This window comes from Mycobacterium sp. GA-1841, assembly GCF_001954135.1.
Lineage (GTDB): Bacteria > Actinomycetota > Actinomycetes > Mycobacteriales > Mycobacteriaceae > Mycobacterium.
Window position 1 is genome coordinate 1 of record NZ_MBEQ01000086.1, and the last position, 17,339, is coordinate 17,339.

Below are 17,339 nucleotides of genomic sequence, written 5' to 3' on the forward strand. Positions count from 1 at the left end.
CAGGAATCGATGTTCGTAGCGATGGTCGGTGTCGGGCCGGTCTTCGCGGCGGTGCAGACCACGCGTCTCGGGCCGGGCCAGGGAAGCCGCGGTGATCCAGCGCGCCACGGCGACCATGGCCTGCGCCTCGCGCTGCTTGTAGATCTCCCGGGCCGGGACCGGGGCCAGACCGTCGGCGATGTCGTGCCACACGGTCTCCAGCACCGCGGCCGATTCGGTCAGCCGCTCTTCGGATTTCAGGTAGCTGCGCTGCGGCGGCAGGATGTGTGTCTGCGCGGCGGCCACCACCTCCTCGACTGTCGGTGCACCCGAGCGTGACGGCCGCGCCAGTGACTCCCACCCGGCCGATTGGGCCCGTCGGCCGCGGCTGAACTCCGCCGCGCCCCGGCCGGCGAACGTGCCCGAGGCGATCGCCCAGGACCCGTTGCGGCTGCCCCCGCCGGACAGTGAGCCGGTGATGAGTTCGCGGGTCGCGGCGTCACCTGCGGCGTACAGTCCGGGAACCGTTGTGGCACAGTCGGGTCCGACCAGGCGCAGGCCACCGGTCCCACGAACCGAACCCTCGTAGACCATCCGCACCGGGTAGGCCGTGGTGAACGGGTCGATACCGGCCTTGTCCAGCGGTAGGAAGTAGTTCGGCTGGGCGTCACGCATGGTCTGGCGGATGTGTTCGGGCGCCCGGTCGAGCCGGGCGAACACGCGCCGGCCCTGGGTCAACGCCCGCTGCGCGTCCTGGCGTCCGCTCAACCCGCGTTGAGTGGTGAACGGCCGGCCATGCTCGTCGTAGAAGCTGCCCCACTGCAACATTCGGCCCTTGGTGTGCACACCCCATTCGGGCGCAAGGGCATAGGCGGTGCAGAACTCCATGCCAGAGAGCTGTGCCCCGTGCTCGGCCGCCATCAGCAGACCCTCGCCGGTATCGACGTTGGTGCCGAAAGTGCCTGACAGAAACGCGGTTCCGCCCGTGGCCAGTACGACGGCACCCGCGGCGATCTGCCATGGCCGGCCGCCGTCCTGACGGGCGATGCCGGTGGCGCCGGTGATGACGCCATCGCGGTCGGCGGTCAGCTCGAGTGCCGGATGATGATCGAGGATCCGCACCCCGCTGCGATGGGCTTTGCGGCGCATGCGACGCATGTACTCCGGGCCCTGCAGGCTGCTGCGCATCTCCCGTCCGTCGGCGCCGACCGGAAACGGATAGCCCCATTCGGAGAGCTGTTCGAGCCGGTCCCACGAGGTGGCCAGTACTCGGAACATCCACTCGGAGTCGGTGATCCGGCCCGCGGCCAGCTCGCGTTCCCGCACGGCCTCTTCGCGGCGCGGGCCCGGGCCGATCGCCCACAGGTTGTTGCCGCCGGCGGCCGTGGCCCCGCTGGTGCCGCAATAGCCCTTGTCCACGAGGATCACTTGGACCCCGGATTCGGCGGCCGAAATGGCCGCCCAGGTAGCCGCGGGCCCGCCGCCGATCACCAGCACGTCGGTGCTCAGCACGTCGGGGTCAACGGGAGCCGTCATGGCCTACTTCCTCTCGGACGCCGAGTTCCGCCAGCAGGCTGCGGCGCAGCTCGTCGAAGCCGTCGTCGCTGCGGGTGCGGGGGAAGGGCAATCCGACGTGGCGGTCCAGTGAGACCCGCCCGCCGGAGAGCACCACCACCCGGTCGGCCAGCAGGATCGCCTCGTCGACATCGTGGGTTACGTGCAGCACCGCCATGCGTCTGCGGGACCACAGCTCGTGCAACAGGCCGTACATCCTGAGCCGGGTCAGCGCATCGAGCGCGCCGAACGGCTCGTCGAGCAGCAGCAGATCGGGTTCGCGTACCAGCGCACGCGCCAAGGAAACCCGTTGCGCCTCACCGCCGGACAGCGAGAGTGGCCAGGCCCTGGTTTTGTCGACGGTCTTGTCGGCCAGGCCTACTTCCTCAAGCGCGGCCCGGGCCCGCGCCGCGCGGCTGGGGGCGTCGGGCCCGGCGTCTGGCAGTGCAAACGTCACGTTGGCCAGCGCGCGCCGCCACGGCAACAAGCGTGGATTCTGGAACACCACGGCCCGGGACCGAGGCACCAACACCGATCCGGTGACGTCGTCGTCGAGGCCGGCCAGCACCCGCAGCAGCGTGCTCTTGCCGGAACCGGACCGGCCGAGCATCGCGACGAATTCGCCGTCCTCGATGTGTAAGTCGAGTTCGTCGAGCACCTGCTGGGGTCCGAACGACTTTCGCAGCCTGCGTACCTGCACCACCGGTGCGCTCACGAGATGCCTTCGAAGCCGTTGCGCCAAGCCAGCAGTAGCCGTTCCAGGACTCGCACCAGCGTGTAGGACAGCAGACCGGCCACCGCATAGATGACGATGACCAGCAGCGAGACGTCGAATTGCAGGTTGGTCTGTGCCCGCGACATCAGGTAGCCGATGCCTTCGGTGGTGTTGATCATCTCCGCGAAGATCAGGCTCAACCACGCACTGGAGAGCCCTAGTCGTAGGCCCACCAGAAAATTCGGCATGGCCCCCGGCAGGATCACCTGGGTGATGAGGGTGGGGCGCGACGCCTCCAGGGTCTGGGCCATCTCCACCAATTGCCGGTCCACACCGCGGATTCCGGAGTAGGTGTTGATGTAGATCGCGATCGCCACCCCGGTGGTGATCAACACGATCTTGGGGCCCTCACCGATGCCCATCCAGATGATCAGCAGCGGCGTCAGCGCGAAGTTCGGGACCGCTTTGAGGATCTGCATGGTCCAGTCGAGCAGGTCTTCGCCGGTGCGGGTGAGCCCGGCCGCCACGGCCAGCAGGACGCCGATCAGGATGCCCAGCAGTGTGCCGGTCAGCACCCGGATGCCCGAGGCGCCGACGTGGGTGGCGAGTTGGCCGTCGCCGAGCAGCCGCCACGCCGTGGCCGCCACCTGGGTCGGCGGCGGGAACAGGTCGGTGTTGAGAAGCCCGGTCCCCGAGCCGATGGTCCAGATCGCCAGGATCAGGACGGGGCTCATCAGCCGGCGCACAGGCCGGGGAACACGTGCCCACAAGCCTTTTCGGCGGTTGCGGCTACCGACGACGTCGACGAGTTCAGGACTCGCCGACGGCGGCCGGACGGCTGTCGCGCTCGTCACGACTTGCCCCCGGCCCATTCCGTCACCGAGTACTCGTGGTCGAACGACCCGTCGGCGTTGAGGAACTTGTAGGCGGCCTCAAGCTGGTCAACGCCGACCTGAGGGAACGGTTCGGTGTTGAACTCCTCTGCACGGGTGGACTTCTGGACGAACTGCAGATCGGTGTCGTCGGTCTGCGCCACCCAGGACAGGTAGTCGTCGAAGTTCTCCGTGATGTCGCGGTTGACCTCGGTGACCGCCTGCTGCCAGGCCTCGGTGAACCCTGGGTGGGCGTCGGTGAACGTGGTGAGGGCGATGTTCGTGCCGGTGCTGCCGAACCCGTGACGCGACAGGCTGTCGATGATCGGGAATCCCTTGGACTCCAGCTCGGCGGCACTGGCGCCGGTCAGGATCGTCGCGTCGATCTTCCCGGAGCTCAGCCCGGCGATGGACTCCGGTGTCGGCACGTCACGCACCTGGATCTGGCCGGTGAGACCGGCGGCGTCGATGAGTTGGCGGGCCGCGCGGTCGCGGATCGTGCCCTGTGGCGCGGTGATGTCCTTGCCGACCAGCCCCTTGATGTCGGTCGGACCGCCTTTGGCGCCCACCAGCCAGGCGTCGCCGTTCACCGAATCCAGGGACAGCAGCACCACTTTGGGATCCCGGCTGCGGGCGCGCAGCGCGGGGTTGTCGCCGATGGCCGCGACGTCGATGGCGCCGGCGAACACGGCCGAGGCGACATCGCTGCCCGACTGGAAGAACGAGTACTCGATCTTGCCGACGCCGGCGGACTTCAGTTGTTCGGCGAGGATGCCCTGCTTGTCACCCCAGCCGAGCGATCCCGCGGGTGTCCCGGTCACCGAGGTGGCCCCGACGCGCAGGGTATAGCCCGAGGCCTCGTTGTCGTCGCTGCTGCACGACACTGCGGTGATGAGGAGGGTCAGCGCAAACGCGGTGCGCAACAAGCGGTTGAACATGGGGAGCGGGCCTCCGGGAGGTTTCGGGATGCGCACACACGCGAATCCGCCCCAGTAGACGCCCGGGGACGATTTCAGGTCGACCGTTTCGATCAGGCTGGTTGCAAGGTGATTGACCGGTAGATGAGTCGCACAGTACGGTGGAACAACTATTTGGTACGGACGACGGAGAAGCGGATCGGTGACGACTCAGCATGCGGTGGAGCTCTACTACGACCCCTTCGACAACGACATCGACGACAACCCGTATCCGATCTGGAAGCGGATGCGCAGTGAAGCGCCGTTGTACTACAACGAGAAGTACAACTTCTATGCGCTGAGCCGTTGGGACGATGTCGCGCGGGAGCTGCCCAACTGGCAGGCCTACCGGTCCGGTCGGGGGACCACCGCCGACATTCTGTTCAGCGGTATCGAGGTGCCGCCGGGCATCCTGCTCTTCGAGGACCCACCACTGCACGATCTCCACCGTCGGCTGTTGTCGCGAGTTTTCACGCCGCGACGGATGCTGGCCGTCGAGGATCTGGTGCGCGATTTCTGCGCCAAGGCCCTCGACCCGCTGCGCGAGCAGGACGGTTTCGACTTCGTCGCCGACCTCGGGGCGTTCATGCCGATGCGGACCATCGGCTATCTGCTGGGCATCCCCGAAGAGGGGCAGGAGCAGATCCGCGCCGGCACCGACAAGAACATCGCACTCGCCGAGGACACCATCGACGTCAGCGCGACGGTCTTCGTGGACGCTCTGGCGATGTTCTCCGAGTACATCGAATGGCGATCCACCCATCCTTCCGACGACCTGATGACCGAGCTGCTCAACGCCGAAATCGAGGAACCCGACGGCACCCGCCGCAAGCTGGAACGTACCGAGGTGCTGGCCTACACCGCGATGATCGCCGGCGCGGGCGGCGAAACCACCGCCCGGCTCATCGGTTTCATGGGACAGCTGCTCGGCGACCATCCCGACCAACGACGTGAACTCGTCGCCGACCCGAGCCTGATCCCAGGGGCGGTCGAGGAGACGTTGCGCTTCGAACCGCCCTCACCGGTGCAGGCCCGGTATGTCGCCGAGGACGTCGAGCACTACGGGCAGGCCATTCCGGAAGGCTCGTACATGTTGTTGCTCAACGGATCAGCCAACCGGGACGAGACGAAGTTCACCGATCCCGACCGGTTCGACATCCACCGCAAGGGTGGGCACCTGAGCTTCGGGCAAGGTCTGCACTTCTGCTTGGGCTCGGCCCTGGCCCGGCTCGAGGCGCGGGTTGCCATCGAAGAGGTGCTCAAGCGGTGGACCGACTGGGAAGTCGACTATGGCAACGCCTTCCGCGCCCACACATCTAGTGTGCGCGGGTGGGCGCGTATGCCGGTCATGTTCTAGATGCTCGTGGCGGTGTTGTCACCACTTACCGGCGCGCGGTCCAGCGTCCCGTCGAGGGCAACATGGTGAACACGATCGCGGCCACGGGGAGCGCCGGCATCGCATAGACCACGGGGTGCACGTGCGCTCCCGCGATGAACAGACTGCCGAAGATCAGCAGGCCGATCACCGCGCCGACGATGACCAGCAGCCGGCCCATCCGGTGCCTCAGCAACAATGCGACGAGCCCGCCGATGGTTGCTGCGGCCGAGATCGCCGCCAGGAAACCGATGGCCACACAGAACAACCGGTCGGTGCGCCACCAGCCCGCGATCAGATCGGTGGCGATGACGCCGGTAGCCCAACCACCCAGGATCGCCAACGTCGCGGCCACGATCGCCGTTCGAGGATTGGTGCTCGTCGACACCCGAGGAATGATCGGCGGACGGGCGCGCGGGACATAACTGGTGACCGCCTCGTCGGGCATCTCACCGAGCAGGCCGGTCGGCGGTTCTGCTCCGGCTGCGCTGGGAATGGCGCCGGTGGGATGACGGCGAATGATGCTCGTCTGGGGATCGTCGCCAACCGGTACGGGGCGCGACATCGGCGCCTGAGGCTGTCGCCGGATGATGCGGGTGCTGTCGTCGTCTTCGTCGGGTTGATCGGCTGCCAACTGGCCGTCGTCACTCACTCAGCCAACGTAGCTGCCGACGCTCAGTCCTCGCTTGGACAGCCACGGCACCGGGTCGATGCGGCTGGTGCCGTTCTGCAGTACCTCGAAATGCAGGTGGGGGCCAGTGGAGTAGCCCCGGTTCCCGACGGTGGCGATCTGATCGCCGGCCATCACCCGGTCACCCACGTTGACCAGCCAGGTGTTGATGTGGCCGTAGAGCGTGACGGTGCCGTCGGCGTGACGCAGCTTGACCCAGGCGCCGTATCCGGCGGTCGGGCCCGAGGCGATCACGACGCCGTCGGAGACCGCCACGATCGGGGTGCCGATCGGGCTCGCGAGGTCGATGCCGGCGTGCAGCACGCCCCAGCGGTAACCGAAGTTCGAGGTCCAGACGTAACCCTTGGTCGGCATGACGAACAGGGGCCGCGACAGCCGGGCCTCGCGTTCGGCTCGCTCCTGGGCGAAGGCGGCGGCTTTGGTGATCTCCTCGGCGTGCACCGGGGAGTCGGCGGTGGAGGCAACCGAGACGATCTGCATGCCGTCCACCGAACCGGTGACCGAGGCGCCTTCGATCTGGGTGCCCTCGGAGGCCAGGATGGTGTCGTCCGCTTGCGTGTCGGGCGTGCTGCCGAACGAGTAGGCGCCGGCGGCGGATGCACCTGCGGCCATCGCCGCGATCATCAGGCGGCTCTTGAGGGCCCCGGCCGGCTCCTTGCGGTGGGCACCACCGCGACGGCCGGAAAGGTTGATCACGTCGGTGGCGGCGAGGCCGTCGCTCACGTCGGTGTGGCTGTCGCGGTAGGCGTGCGTGGAATTGCGCCCTGTGCGTGAGGACGACGAGGTGCCAGCATCGGGGCGGAAGCGCGACGGCACGGCCAGTTGAACGGGCACCAGATCGTCGGTGTCGTTTAGATCATCGAGTTCCGGGGCATAGATGACGCTGGAGCCGTCATCAGAGGCGTCCTCGAAGTCGTCGAACGCACTGAACGGGATGATGTCGGTGATCTCCGCGGCGTCGAGTTCGTCCGGAGACAGTGGTCTGCGCTCGCGTGCGCCCGTCGGCACTCCTCGTGGAGCTGCGGACGAACGGTGCTGCGGCAAGACTCGGGAATCCTTCTTCGTCGTGACCTGAACGTGATCTGGACCAGAGGCACGTTAACCAAATCCCAATGATGGTGGCAACTCTTGTGTCTATTCCGCGCCAGAATGTGATCCGTATCACCGGAGCGCGGCGGTGAGATCTACCACATGAGCAGGAGGCGGTGCCAATCCACCACTCTGCGGTGGATAAAGTTCCCCCGGGCCCGTCAGAGGTACCGGACCGGGCAGCTTCGACGCGCGCGCTCGAAGCGAAGCAGACAGACAACGCCTATCTAGGAAGCACATGGATCTCTTCGAATATCAGGCGAAAGAGCTGTTCGCCAAGCACAACGTCCCCACAACCCCGGGCCGCGTGACCGACTCGGCCGAGGACGCCAAGGCGATCGCCACCGAAATCGGCAAGCCCGTGATGATCAAGGCACAGGTGAAGGTCGGCGGTCGCGGCAAGGCCGGCGGCGTGAAGTACGCAGCTACCCCTGAGGACGCGCTCACCCATGCGCAGAACATCCTCGGTCTCGACATCAAGGGCCACGTCGTCAAAAAGTTGCTGGTGGCCGAGGCGAGCGACATCGCCGAGGAGTACTACATCTCCTTCCTGCTCGATCGGGCCAACCGCACTTACCTCGCCATGTGCTCGGTTGAGGGCGGCATGGAGATCGAAGAGGTCGCCGCCACCAAGCCCGAGCGGCTGGCCAAGGTTCCCGTCGACGCCGTCAAGGGTGTCGATCTGGCCTTCGCGCGTGAGATCGCCGAGAAGGGCCACCTGCCCGCCGAGGTGCTCGACGCCGCCGCGGTGACGATCCAGAAGCTGTGGGAGGTGTTCGTCAAAGAGGACGCCACCCTGGTCGAGGTCAACCCGCTGGTGCGTACCCCCGACGATCAGATCCTGGCGCTGGACGGCAAGGTCACCCTCGACGCCAACGCCGATTTCCGGCAGCCCGGCCACGCCGAGTTCGAGGACAAGGACGCCACCGATCCGCTCGAGCTCAAGGCCAAGGAGAACGACCTCAACTACGTCAAGCTCGACGGCGCCGTCGGCATCATCGGTAACGGTGCCGGCCTGGTCATGTCGACGCTGGACGTCGTCGCCTACGCCGGTGAGAAGCACGGCGGCGTGAAGCCGGCCAACTTCCTCGACATCGGTGGTGGCGCCTCGGCCGAGGTGATGGCCAACGGTCTGGACGTCATCCTGAACGACAGCCAGGTCAAGAGCGTGTTCGTCAACGTGTTCGGCGGCATCACCGCCTGTGACGCGGTGGCCAACGGCATCGTGGGGGCGCTCAAGAAGCTTGGTGACGAGGCCAACAAGCCGCTCGTCGTGCGTCTCGACGGCAACAACGTCGAAGAGGGCCGCCGCATCCTGGCCGAGGCCAATCACCCGCTGGTGATCCAGGCCGAGACCATGGACGCCGGTGCCGACAAGGCCGCCGAGCTGGCGAATAAGTAAGGGAGCCAACAACAATGTCTATCTTTCTGAACAAGGACTCCAAGGTCATCGTCCAGGGCATCACCGGCGGCGAGGGCACCAAGCACACCGCACTGATGCTCAAGGCCGGCACCCAGGTCGTCGGCGGCGTCAACGCCCGCAAGGCCGGCACCAAGGTGTCGCACGTCGATAAGAACGGTCAAAGCGTCGAATTGCCGGTGTTCGGCTCGGTGGCCGAGGCCATGAAGGAGACCGGCGCCGACGTGTCGATCGCCTTCGTGCCGCCGGCCTTCTCGAAGGACGCGATCATCGAGGCCGTCGACGCCGAGATCCCGCTGCTGGTGGTCATCACCGAGGGAATCCCGGTGCAGGACAGCGCTTATGCGTGGGCCTACAACGTAGAAAAGGGTCAGAAGACCCGCATCATCGGGCCGAACTGCCCCGGCATCATCACCCCCGGCGAATCGCTGGTCGGCATCACGCCGAACAACATCACCGGCAAGGGCCCGATCGGCCTGGTCTCCAAGTCGGGCACCCTGACCTACCAGATGATGTACGAGCTGCGCGATCTCGGCTTCTCGACCGCCATCGGCATCGGCGGCGACCCGGTCATCGGCACCACCCACATCGATGCCATCGAGGCATTCGAGAAGGATCCCGAGACCAAGATCATCGTGATGATCGGTGAGATCGGTGGCGACGCCGAAGAGCGTGCCGCCGACTACATCAAGGCCAACGTGACCAAGCCGGTCGTCGGCTACGTCGCGGGCTTCACCGCTCCGGAGGGCAAGACCATGGGCCACGCCGGCGCCATCGTGTCGGGCTCGTCGGGCACGGCTGCGGCCAAGAAGGAGGCCCTCGAGGCCGCCGGCGTGAAGGTCGGCAAGACGCCGTCCGAGACCGCCAAGCTGGCTCGCGAGCTGCTCAGCTAGCCTAATTTTTCCCGCGAGCAGACATAAAACTGCCCCTTTCCACACGGAAAGGGGCAGTTTTATGTCTGCTCGGCATCAAAGGTGAGTGCCCAGGAACCGCTCGACGGCGTGGTACATGTCAATCTGGTTGTCGGGGTTGAGGAATCCATGGCCCTCGTCGGCTTTGACCATGTACTCGACCTCTACGCCACGCTTGCGCAGGGCTTCGACCAGGTTGTCGGATTCCGCTTGGACCACGCGAGAGTCGTTGGCGCCTTGGATCACCAGCAACGGGGTGCGGATCTGATCGACCTTAGTGATGGGGGAGCGGGCCAGCATGTCGGCCTCCTGCGCCGGATCGTTGTGATTGCCGACGTAGAGGTGCCAGTTGTTGGCCAGAAACGGCCGGGCCACCGTGGGCAGCGTGCGCATGAAGTTGGCCAGGCTCGAGATGCCGACGTAGTCGATGGCCGCAGCGAAGACGTCCGGCGTGAAGGTGACGCCGACGAGTGCGGCGTAGCCGCCGTAGGAGCCGCCGAAGATCGCCACCTTGTCGCGATCGGCGTACCCCTGCTTGACGGCCCAATCCACGGCATCGATCAGGTCGTCGTGCATCTTGCCGGCGAACTGACCGATGGCGGCCTTGGTGAAGGCCTTGCCGTAGCCGGTCGAGCCGCGAAAGTTGACCTGTAGCACCGCGTATCCGCGGTTGGCCAGCATCTGCACATCGGGTTGGAAGCCCCAACAATCCCGCGACCATGGGCCGCCGTGCACCAGCAGGACCATGGGAAGGTCGACGGGCTCGATGCCGACCGGCAGGGTCAGGTACGAGTGCAGTTCCAGTCCGTCGCGTGCGGTGATGGTGACCGGGGTCATCGGTGCTAGTGAATCTGAATTCAGATTCGGATATGGCCGGAAAAGCATCCGACTTTCTCCGGTGGCGTGGTCGTAGAAGTAGGTGACGAACGGGTCGCGGTCGTGGGAGAAGTTGACCACCCATCGACGCCCGCTGTCGTCGGAGGAGATGCCGCCGAGGTCACCGTCGGACAGTTTGGTCAGATTCTCCAGTACGGCAGCGAAATTCGGGTCGAGTGAATGTATCACCTGGCGTTCGCCGTAATACCGGGCGCCGATCAGTTCGCCCGTCCGCTCGCCGAGGATCAGTGGCGACGGCAGCACCATCTGCGCGGCCAGGTCGAACGTCGGGTGGCTGTCCACCTCGGTCTCCACGCCGGTAACCACATCGATACGGACGAGGCGGGTTCGGTCGGTGCCGGTGTTGGCGCCGAGCCAGATGCCGGTGCCATCGGGAGTGACGGTGACGGGGTAGATGCCCAGTGGATAGTCGGTGCCGTCGAACGTGGTGATGGTGCGCAGCGAGTTTGTCGCCGGAACCCATTGCGACAGTTCGACATCCCCGTTCTCGCTCAGTGTGGAGCTGAACAGCTCACCGGTGCGGCTGGACAGCCAACTGAACACATTGCCCGGATTCTGGGCGAGCAGCGTGAGTTCTCCGGTGGCGACGTCGAGTTCGTAGACGTCGAGCAGTTCGGGTGTGCGGTTGTTGATCTGGACGATGGCTTTTCCCGGGCGGCCTTTCGGCAGCGCGAGTTCCGCCCGGGCGCCGGGGGATGGCGTGAGATCGACGGCAGCGGCGTCCGGGTTGTCCAGGTCGACGCGGTAGACGTGCCAATTCTCGTCGCCGCCGGTGTCCTGGAGGTACAGGAGCCACCGCGGATCATCGGTCCAGTAGTAGATGTAAACGCTGCGGGTCTCGTCGGCGGTGACGCATCGTGGCGGTGTGTCACCGTCGAGGTCCTCGACCCACACGTTGAGGCGGTTCTTCCACGGTGCCAGGTAGGCGATCCTGGTTCCGTCGGGGGAGATCTTGGCGGCTGTGCGTTCGGGCGGACTGAAGAAGTCCTCTACCGAGATGAGTTCGGGCAGTGCCATATTGCTCCTATCGGGGTTTGACGGGGCCGCCGAGGCGCCCGTTGGTCGCTTCCCGGATGGCGCGGTCGATCAGGGCGAGCGCCTCTTCTTGGGTGACCGCCTTCCCCTCGACGATCACCGCCACGCTGACGTCTTCGTCGACGACGCGGAACGCGCCGGTGACTGCGGCGGCGAACAGTCGGACGGTCAGGTCTGTTTCGGCCAACTCCAAGCGGTCGGCGATCACCGGGAGGAAGCCCTGTTCCATCCGGTCGTGCACCATCAGGTACGACGTGCGTAGGGCGGGTTCGGTCGGGGTCATGGTGGCGATGCGCATCGCACTTACCTCGTCCTCGACGTCGCGAGGTGTCATTGGGTGTGAAACACCATCGGCGGCAAGATGTTCGGCCAGAGACAGCTCATGTGGCCACCGGTGGAGAATGGTGATGAACCGGTCCGCGGATTTGGCCAGCACCGGTTCCACACAGGCTTCCTTCGACCGGAAGTAACGCCAGATGGTGCGGGTCGAAAGCCCTGCTGCCGCGGCGATGTCGTCACCGCTGGTGCCGGCGACGCCGCGTTCCCAGAACAACCTGCAGGCATGTCGCGACACCGCGAGCCGGGCCTGCTCCTGCTTCTCGCCCATCGCCGTCACCTCCAGGGTTGTCACTTAGTGACATTGTCAATCTGTCACTAAGTGACAGACTCGTCAAGGGTGCAGGTCAGCTGGGATCTGCTGCGTCGTTTTCTGCGCCAGGGCGGTGCCCGCTCGGTCGGAGCGACCAAGGCGTGGAACTCGGTCCAGAAGGCGCCGTCTCGCGTGCCGGCTACTCCCGTCCGCCCGCGAGTAGCCCCGCCGAGGCGAACTTCAGACCGCTGCGCAGTTCGTCGAGTTGGATCGGGTCGTCGCTTTCGATGTAGCGCGTGGTGGTGGCCACGGCCATGTTGAAGAACAGCCACGCCAGTGCGCGGGCACTGAGCTCGTTGCGGTACTGGTCCCGGTAATGCGCCATGTGCACCGTCGTCATCGCCAGCAGCGTCGCGTTGAGGCCCGACGCGTTCTCCAATGTGCGGGCATAGTCCGGCCGATCGGCGACGTAGCGGAGCAGCTTCCGATTGGAAATCGTGAAATCGATCAGGATGTCGATCGAGGCCTGCATGGCTTCCTGCGGCTGTTCGAGGGTGATCGAGCGGAGCATGTCCTCGATCCGCGGCGCCTGCTCGGCGGCCAGCTGTTCGATCGCCGCGTGGATGATCTCTTCCTTGTTGGCGAAGTACTGGTAGATGGATCCCTTGCTGACGCCGGCCTGTCCTGCGATGGCGTTGGTGGTGATCTGCTCGGGGTCGGTCTTCTTCAGCAGCTTCACTGTGGCCGAAACTATTTTCGCGACCATCTCACGAGAGCGTTCCTGCTGCGGCCTCTTGCGCGGCGCTGACGTGGAGTTTTCCATTTTCACCTTCGCCCTGGAATGCGACTTGAATGCGACCTTTAGGTCAGATTACCGTCGGCTCACGCTCAAGGAGGTGCGCTGCCATGACCACCACATCGGAAGTATCAACTTCAATCGTCGAAGACTCCGACGACATCGAACTGGTTCCGCTCGACTCACTGACCGGCGAGCACACCGGCCGGTGGACGTTCCTCATCGTCGACGGGGCGGCGTTCATGATGCAGGCGATGCATCCCGTCATCGCAGAGATCACCGGCCGCTATTCAGCTGCGTTCCACGGGGATCCGGGTGGACGCGCCATCCGCAGCGTCGACTCGGTGCTGCGGTGGACCTATGGCGGCACCGAGGCAGTCGCCGAAGGGAACCGGGTGCGCGCGCTGCACCAGCCGATCACCATGAAGAGCGCCGAGACCGGAAAACAGATCAGTGCGCTCAATCCCGAGGCGTACCAATGGGTAATCGCCACGGGTTACATCGTCAACGCCGAAGGTGGCGGCAAGCTGCTGATCGGACGCGACTTCACCGACGCCGAAAAGGACGAGTTGCTGCGGGACAACCGCCGGCTCGCCCGTCTGCTGCATGTGCCGATGAATGGTTACCCGACCACGCGCGCCGAGATGGCCGAGTACTACGAGGCCATGATCGACAAGCTGGAGGGCACGCCGCAGGCCTTGCGGTTGATCAAGGACATGCAGACCGGCAACGTCGAGCTTCCGCCGTCAGTACCGAAGTTGTTGCACCCGTTGGTCCGTCGCGCACTACGGCCCGCACTGCGGTTCAACTACCTGTCGGTCGTGGGGCTGCTCGAACCACGGCTGCGGGCCAAGCTCGGGGTCACCTGGAGCGACGCCGAAGAGCGTCAACTTCAGCGCATCTACGCCGTGATCCGCACCGCCTACCGCGTCCTGCCGGATCGGCTGACCTACTTTCCGCTGGCGTATCACGCACGCAAACACCATGAGTGCCTTGAGAAGATGAAGCAGCGGCAGCAGAAGTCGTTCGCCTACAACCTGTCAGAAGGCCCAGCTGCCACTCGGTGAGACCACGAAGCCGTGATGATAGGCGGTGTAGCAGGCCACGAAGTCATCCCCGGCTGCACAGCCGGAGTCGTTGACGAGGAGTTTCTGCCCTACCGACAGCTCCGTTGGTTCATGATCCTGGCCCCATGGCACTCCGCGGGTGTAGGTGAATTCGAATTCACCACTTGAGGTTTCGCTGACCGATTGGACGACGGTGTCCCAGGCCGGTGCTCTGGCTGGCAGGTCTTGTCCAGCCGCATCCGGTGGGAACCCGGGCAGGCTCGGAGCCCGGCAGTCGATCATGCCGAGTCCGTCGACCCCGGTCGTCTGGCCGTACACATTGGCCAGGCAGGTCACTCCGGCCGCTGTGAACGAGACTTGGGTGTCGTTGTGCCAGTTGGTGCTGGAGTACGCGGCGAGATCGGCGGTGTGGAATGCGGTGAGATCCGGGAAGGTGTGGGGCGGGGGAGAAGGGTATGACGCCGGGCCCGAAACAGCTTGGCCCTCAAGCATTGTCGTGCAGGAACAGAGGGCCATCGACAGCAGTGCTCCAATGGCCGCTGGCCCGACACGCATCAGAACGTCCAACTGCCGGAAGGTTGCAGGACGAAGCCGTGCTTGTGGTCCGCGTCGATGCACGCGACGAGGTTGTTCTTCCCGACGACGCAGCTGCTGTTGTCGCCCTTGAGTTTCTTGCCCGTGGTGATCGGCTTGAATCTGGCTGAAGCGCAGGCACCTTTGGTCCGTGTGATGGAGTACGGTGTCTCGCTCGGGCTGTCGTCGGGCTTGCTCACCCTAGGACAACCGTCGCCACCCAGTGAGTCGGGAACCCCGTCGATGTTGCCGCCGCACACCACCGTCTTACGCGGTCCGTTGTCAAGCACACAATGGATCTGCTCTGGACTGACGAATGCCGTACCGCCCAAGCTGTAATCCTTGGGATCTACCGCGGTGAATGAGTTCAGGTCGGGGAAACCCTCCGGGGGTGCGGGGAGTTCGGAAGTCGACGAGCAGGCCGCGAGCACGAAGGCTGAAACCGCCAAACATTGGGCCAACCTCATCAGAACGCCCAGCTGCCGGACGCTTGTAGGACGAATCCGTGATTGTGCCAGTTGTCGATGCAGGCTACGAGGTTCTGATCCCCAACTGCGCAGGTTGTGCCGTACGCCTCGAAAGTCAGTTTCTCCCCGGGATTGAGCAAGTCGTCGGACGTGGGAACGCATGGCTTGTCAGACTTCTCGAACCGAAACGGCTCCGATGGATTCCCGCGGGTAACGGACGTGCACGTGCTTTTCTGGTCGGCTACCAGACCGGGTAGGTTTCCATAGCACCAGGTGCCGCCACCGAGGGCGCACGAGATCCCGGATTGGGTCCGGAAGAAGGCGTAACCGTTGGCCCATTTGTCCGGGCGGGTGAATTTTCGGCCGTCGTGCACCTCTGTGAAAAGTGAGAGGTCTGGAAATCCGGGCGGCGCGGAGCTAGCCGTCGCTGGAAAGAACGTTGCGAGGCTCGTCGACAATGCCAGGAAGACGAGGCATCGCTTCGTAGACCTGCAGGCTTTACTCATCGTGCTGCTCTCCATTTGTTAGTGCTGCACCGTGACAGTTGTCGAGTAGGTCTGGGGGTTATATGGCATTTTCGGCTGTTCGGGTGTTGGTCCCTTCCACCATTCAGGTCGCTCCCACGTGCTGACTCGCAATTGGACCGTTTCCGTGCCTGTGACCGGGTCGTAAGTCGTGTCGATGACGGTTGGCCCATAGGGCGGTGCAGGCGGTGAGCCTGGCCAATTCGGATGAGGGCCTGGTGGAAATAAGTCGGTGCGCGGGGCGGTGAGCAACCCTTCCGGGGTAGCGGCTGTGACCGCACCGATTGGCTGTTGATTGCCATCTCGGACAACGTTGTCCGAGCCGACGAGCATGTATCCGCCACCTTTGAGTGCGACGAGTTGACTTTCTCGATCGCCAGGAAGTCCCTGTACTTCCCCCTGGGGCTTCAGAGTCTGCATCCACCCGTTCGGATTGGTGGGATCGATCGGATCGGACATGTACAGCATTCTCGTTCGATCGCCGGGGTGAGGGCCGGTGTTTCCGACTACGACCATGCGGTTGGTTTTGGGGTCGTAGACACCGCTGGCTTGGGAGATTCCTGGGAGGGCACCGATGCTCTTCGACGGATCGGACAGATCGACCACAGTCGTATTGGCAGTCGCATACTCGGGATTGGGATCTCCATTCGGCAGCGTGTAAGGGACCTCGCTGTAGAGCGCGTACTGCTTGCCGTCGGGGCCGACAATCGTGCCGGTCGGTAACGGCCGAACTTTGTCACGCCCTTCGGGGTTGTCCACCGACGGCTTGTTCGCATCGATTTCCAACGGGTTTCGTTCACCATTCAACGTGGGGTAGCCGGTCCGTCCGTCGCCGCTGATCTCGATGCCGGTGCCGGGCAACGTGGAATTCAGGTCTGCCGCCTTGCTTTCAGGTCTCAGTGGGCCTGGCATCCCGGTGATCTGCGGGGTACCGGACTTTCCGGTTTCCGGAGCACCACCCTTGCCGCCTTCAAGATCGAATTCGTGCAGTTGTGCGGTCATGCGATCAAGTTGGTCAGCAACCTTCTGATCGGTGAACTCCAACACCGTCGCCTTCGCGCGAATGTCGGCTTGTGCGTGTGTCGCCTGCAGTTTTCGCATCAGGGCCAGGGCGGGGCTGATGATCCACGGCACGCGGTCGGTGACAGTCAGATCCTCACTCACCGAGAAGAACTGGTTTTCGGTGTTCTTGATCGCGTTGACTGCGTCGTTCTTCGCCGTGTCGACAGATTCCGCTCCCGACTTGGCGATAGCCGCCGCCTGCCGCATCAATCCCAGTGCGCCTTGAACTTCGACCATGTTCTCGGCCAGTTTCTCATTCGCTCGGTCTGACGCCGGGCCGGTCCAGGGAACGCCGCCAACAGTGCTTTGTGCCTTGCTGTAGTGCTCTTCGATGATGGTGGCGCCGCGCTCCCATCCGAGCGCCGCGGATTTCAGGTGGCCGGTCGTCCAACTCTCGACACGGGAACGTGTCAGCATCTCGACCCGTTGCTCCTACTTCGACGGGTTCATGGTGTGGATAACGGCACCAGCATTGGCCGAGTCGGTCGCATCGTAGAAGCGCGTGCCTGGGCGATGTTGTCGGCGAAGCTGAGCAGATTGCCGGAACATTCGCTCATCACGTGATTGGTCGCAGCAGTGACGGCAACAGTGGCCTTCGCTGACGGTTGATCCGCCGGCGGTTGCCATTCGTGAGTGAGTGAATGGTCCAGTCCGTCGCTCAGCCCGGCCAGTTCTTGGGCAGCGCTCCTAAGCGCTGCGGTGTCAACTCTCAGTGGCTGCGTCACCCATCAACGGTAATGCAGCTGATGACGGTCGATATGCACCGA

Annotated in this window: 17 protein-coding genes; 4 read left to right on the forward strand and 13 right to left on the reverse strand. The window is 64.7% G+C overall.

Annotated elements, in window-relative coordinates; all coding sequences use genetic code 11:
• From A5740_RS20125 to A5740_RS20140, 4 genes are all read right to left on the reverse strand, one after another.
• Positions 1–1,515 (reverse strand): FAD-dependent oxidoreductase (locus tag A5740_RS20125; RefSeq protein WP_076196981.1); only part of this gene is annotated, 1,515 nt, incomplete at its 3' end.
• Positions 1,499–2,248 carry an ABC transporter ATP-binding protein gene (locus A5740_RS20130; protein WP_076196915.1) on the reverse strand — a complete coding sequence of 250 codons (750 nt, stop codon included), beginning with the start codon at positions 2,246–2,248 and terminating at the stop codon, positions 1,499–1,501. The genes A5740_RS20130 and A5740_RS20125, both read right to left, overlap by 17 nt.
• On the reverse strand, positions 2,245–3,120 hold the full coding sequence (locus tag A5740_RS20135) for an ABC transporter permease (RefSeq protein ID WP_076196917.1): 876 nt from the start codon (positions 3,118–3,120) through the stop codon (positions 2,245–2,247). The genes A5740_RS20130 and A5740_RS20135 overlap by 4 nt, the downstream gene beginning before the upstream one ends.
• Positions 3,099–4,058, reverse strand: a complete 960-nt coding sequence (locus A5740_RS20140) for an ABC transporter substrate-binding protein (protein WP_076196919.1) — start codon at positions 4,056–4,058, stop codon at positions 3,099–3,101. The genes A5740_RS20135 and A5740_RS20140 overlap by 22 nt, the downstream gene beginning before the upstream one ends.
• Positions 4,059–4,239: 181 nt before the next feature.
• Here A5740_RS20140 and A5740_RS20145 point away from each other — a divergent pair, with 181 nt between their 5' ends.
• On the forward strand, positions 4,240–5,433 hold the full coding sequence (locus tag A5740_RS20145; RefSeq protein ID WP_076196921.1) for a cytochrome P450: 1,194 nt from the start codon (positions 4,240–4,242) through the stop codon (positions 5,431–5,433).
• Between the two features lie 25 nt (positions 5,434–5,458).
• On the opposite strand, the gene A5740_RS20150 is transcribed toward A5740_RS20145, so the two are convergent.
• The gene (locus tag A5740_RS20150; RefSeq protein ID WP_076196923.1) at positions 5,459–6,103 is read right to left on the reverse strand and encodes a hypothetical protein; all 645 of its coding nucleotides are present in this window, start codon (positions 6,101–6,103) and stop codon (positions 5,459–5,461) included.
• A complete protein-coding gene (locus A5740_RS20155) occupies positions 6,104–7,186 on the reverse strand; it encodes a M23 family metallopeptidase (RefSeq protein ID WP_076196925.1) in 1,083 nt (360 codons plus the stop codon). It abuts the gene before it with no gap.
• 283 nt (positions 7,187–7,469) lie between these two features.
• Here A5740_RS20155 and sucC point away from each other — a divergent pair, with 283 nt between their 5' ends.
• Together sucC and sucD are read left to right on the forward strand one after the other, a co-directional pair.
• A complete protein-coding gene (sucC, locus tag A5740_RS20160; RefSeq protein WP_067771149.1) occupies positions 7,470–8,633 on the forward strand; it encodes an ADP-forming succinate--CoA ligase subunit beta in 1,164 nt (387 codons plus the stop codon).
• Positions 8,634–8,647: 14 nt separating this feature from the next.
• Positions 8,648–9,544 carry a succinate--CoA ligase subunit alpha gene (sucD, locus tag A5740_RS20165; RefSeq protein ID WP_076196927.1) on the forward strand — a complete coding sequence of 299 codons (897 nt, stop codon included), beginning with the start codon at positions 8,648–8,650 and terminating at the stop codon, positions 9,542–9,544.
• 75 nt (positions 9,545–9,619) lie between these two features.
• Here the strand turns inward: sucD and A5740_RS20170 are convergent, their stop codons facing one another.
• From A5740_RS20170 to A5740_RS20180, 3 genes are all read right to left on the reverse strand, one after another.
• Positions 9,620–11,476 carry a S9 family peptidase gene (locus A5740_RS20170; RefSeq protein ID WP_076196929.1) on the reverse strand — a complete coding sequence of 619 codons (1,857 nt, stop codon included), beginning with the start codon at positions 11,474–11,476 and terminating at the stop codon, positions 9,620–9,622.
• A 7-nt stretch (positions 11,477–11,483) separates the two neighbouring features.
• A complete protein-coding gene (locus A5740_RS20175) occupies positions 11,484–12,101 on the reverse strand; it encodes a TetR/AcrR family transcriptional regulator (RefSeq protein WP_083654298.1) in 618 nt (205 codons plus the stop codon).
• A gap of 181 nt (positions 12,102–12,282) precedes the next feature.
• Entirely contained in the window at positions 12,283–12,849 is a 567-nt protein-coding gene (locus A5740_RS20180) for a TetR/AcrR family transcriptional regulator (protein WP_076196931.1), read from the reverse strand.
• A gap of 140 nt (positions 12,850–12,989) precedes the next feature.
• On the opposite strand from A5740_RS20180, the gene A5740_RS20185 reads away from it, so the two are divergent.
• Positions 12,990–13,946: an oxygenase MpaB family protein gene (locus A5740_RS20185; protein WP_076196933.1), complete on the forward strand. Its 957-nt coding sequence runs from the start codon at positions 12,990–12,992 to the stop codon at positions 13,944–13,946.
• Here the strand turns inward: A5740_RS20185 and A5740_RS20190 are convergent.
• The 4 genes from A5740_RS20190 to A5740_RS28520 all read right to left on the reverse strand — a co-directional run bounded on the left by A5740_RS20190 (position 13,920) and on the right by A5740_RS28520 (position 17,297).
• The gene (locus A5740_RS20190) at positions 13,920–14,438 is read right to left on the reverse strand and encodes a hypothetical protein (protein WP_076196935.1); all 519 of its coding nucleotides are present in this window, start codon (positions 14,436–14,438) and stop codon (positions 13,920–13,922) included. The genes A5740_RS20185 and A5740_RS20190 overlap by 27 nt on opposite strands.
• 62 nt (positions 14,439–14,500) lie before the next feature.
• Positions 14,501–14,968 carry a hypothetical protein gene (locus tag A5740_RS20195; RefSeq protein ID WP_139335251.1) on the reverse strand — a complete coding sequence of 156 codons (468 nt, stop codon included), beginning with the start codon at positions 14,966–14,968 and terminating at the stop codon, positions 14,501–14,503.
• Positions 14,969–15,510: 542 nt separating this feature from the next.
• A complete protein-coding gene (locus A5740_RS20205) occupies positions 15,511–16,989 on the reverse strand; it encodes a hypothetical protein (RefSeq protein WP_076196941.1) in 1,479 nt (492 codons plus the stop codon).
• 29 nt (positions 16,990–17,018) lie between these two features.
• Positions 17,019–17,297, reverse strand: coding sequence for a hypothetical protein (locus A5740_RS28520; protein WP_139335252.1), 279 nt, complete (start codon positions 17,295–17,297; stop codon positions 17,019–17,021).
• Positions 17,298–17,339: the final 42 nt, after the last annotated feature.

Excerpts from the sequence above, each read along its gene's own strand:
- A5740_RS20135 (WP_076196917.1), bottom strand. The coding sequence starts at position 3,120 with ATGGGCCGGGGGCAAGTCGTGACGAGCGCGACAGCCGTCCGGCCGCCG.
- A5740_RS20140 (WP_076196919.1), bottom strand. The coding sequence starts at position 4,058 with ATGTTCAACCGCTTGTTGCGCACCGCGTTTGCGCTGACCCTCCTCATC.
- sucC (WP_067771149.1), top strand. The coding sequence starts at position 7,470 with ATGGATCTCTTCGAATATCAGGCGAAAGAGCTGTTCGCCAAGCACAAC.
- sucD (WP_076196927.1), top strand. The coding sequence starts at position 8,648 with ATGTCTATCTTTCTGAACAAGGACTCCAAGGTCATCGTCCAGGGCATC.
- A5740_RS20170 (WP_076196929.1), bottom strand. The coding sequence starts at position 11,476 with ATGGCACTGCCCGAACTCATCTCGGTAGAGGACTTCTTCAGTCCGCCC.
- A5740_RS20175 (WP_083654298.1), bottom strand. The coding sequence starts at position 12,101 with ATGGGCGAGAAGCAGGAGCAGGCCCGGCTCGCGGTGTCGCGACATGCC.
- A5740_RS20180 (WP_076196931.1), bottom strand. The coding sequence starts at position 12,849 with ATGGTCGCGAAAATAGTTTCGGCCACAGTGAAGCTGCTGAAGAAGACC.
- A5740_RS20185 (WP_076196933.1), top strand. The coding sequence starts at position 12,990 with ATGACCACCACATCGGAAGTATCAACTTCAATCGTCGAAGACTCCGAC.
- A5740_RS20190 (WP_076196935.1), bottom strand. The coding sequence starts at position 14,438 with ATGCTTGAGGGCCAAGCTGTTTCGGGCCCGGCGTCATACCCTTCTCCC.
- A5740_RS20205 (WP_076196941.1), bottom strand. The coding sequence starts at position 16,989 with ATGCTGACACGTTCCCGTGTCGAGAGTTGGACGACCGGCCACCTGAAA.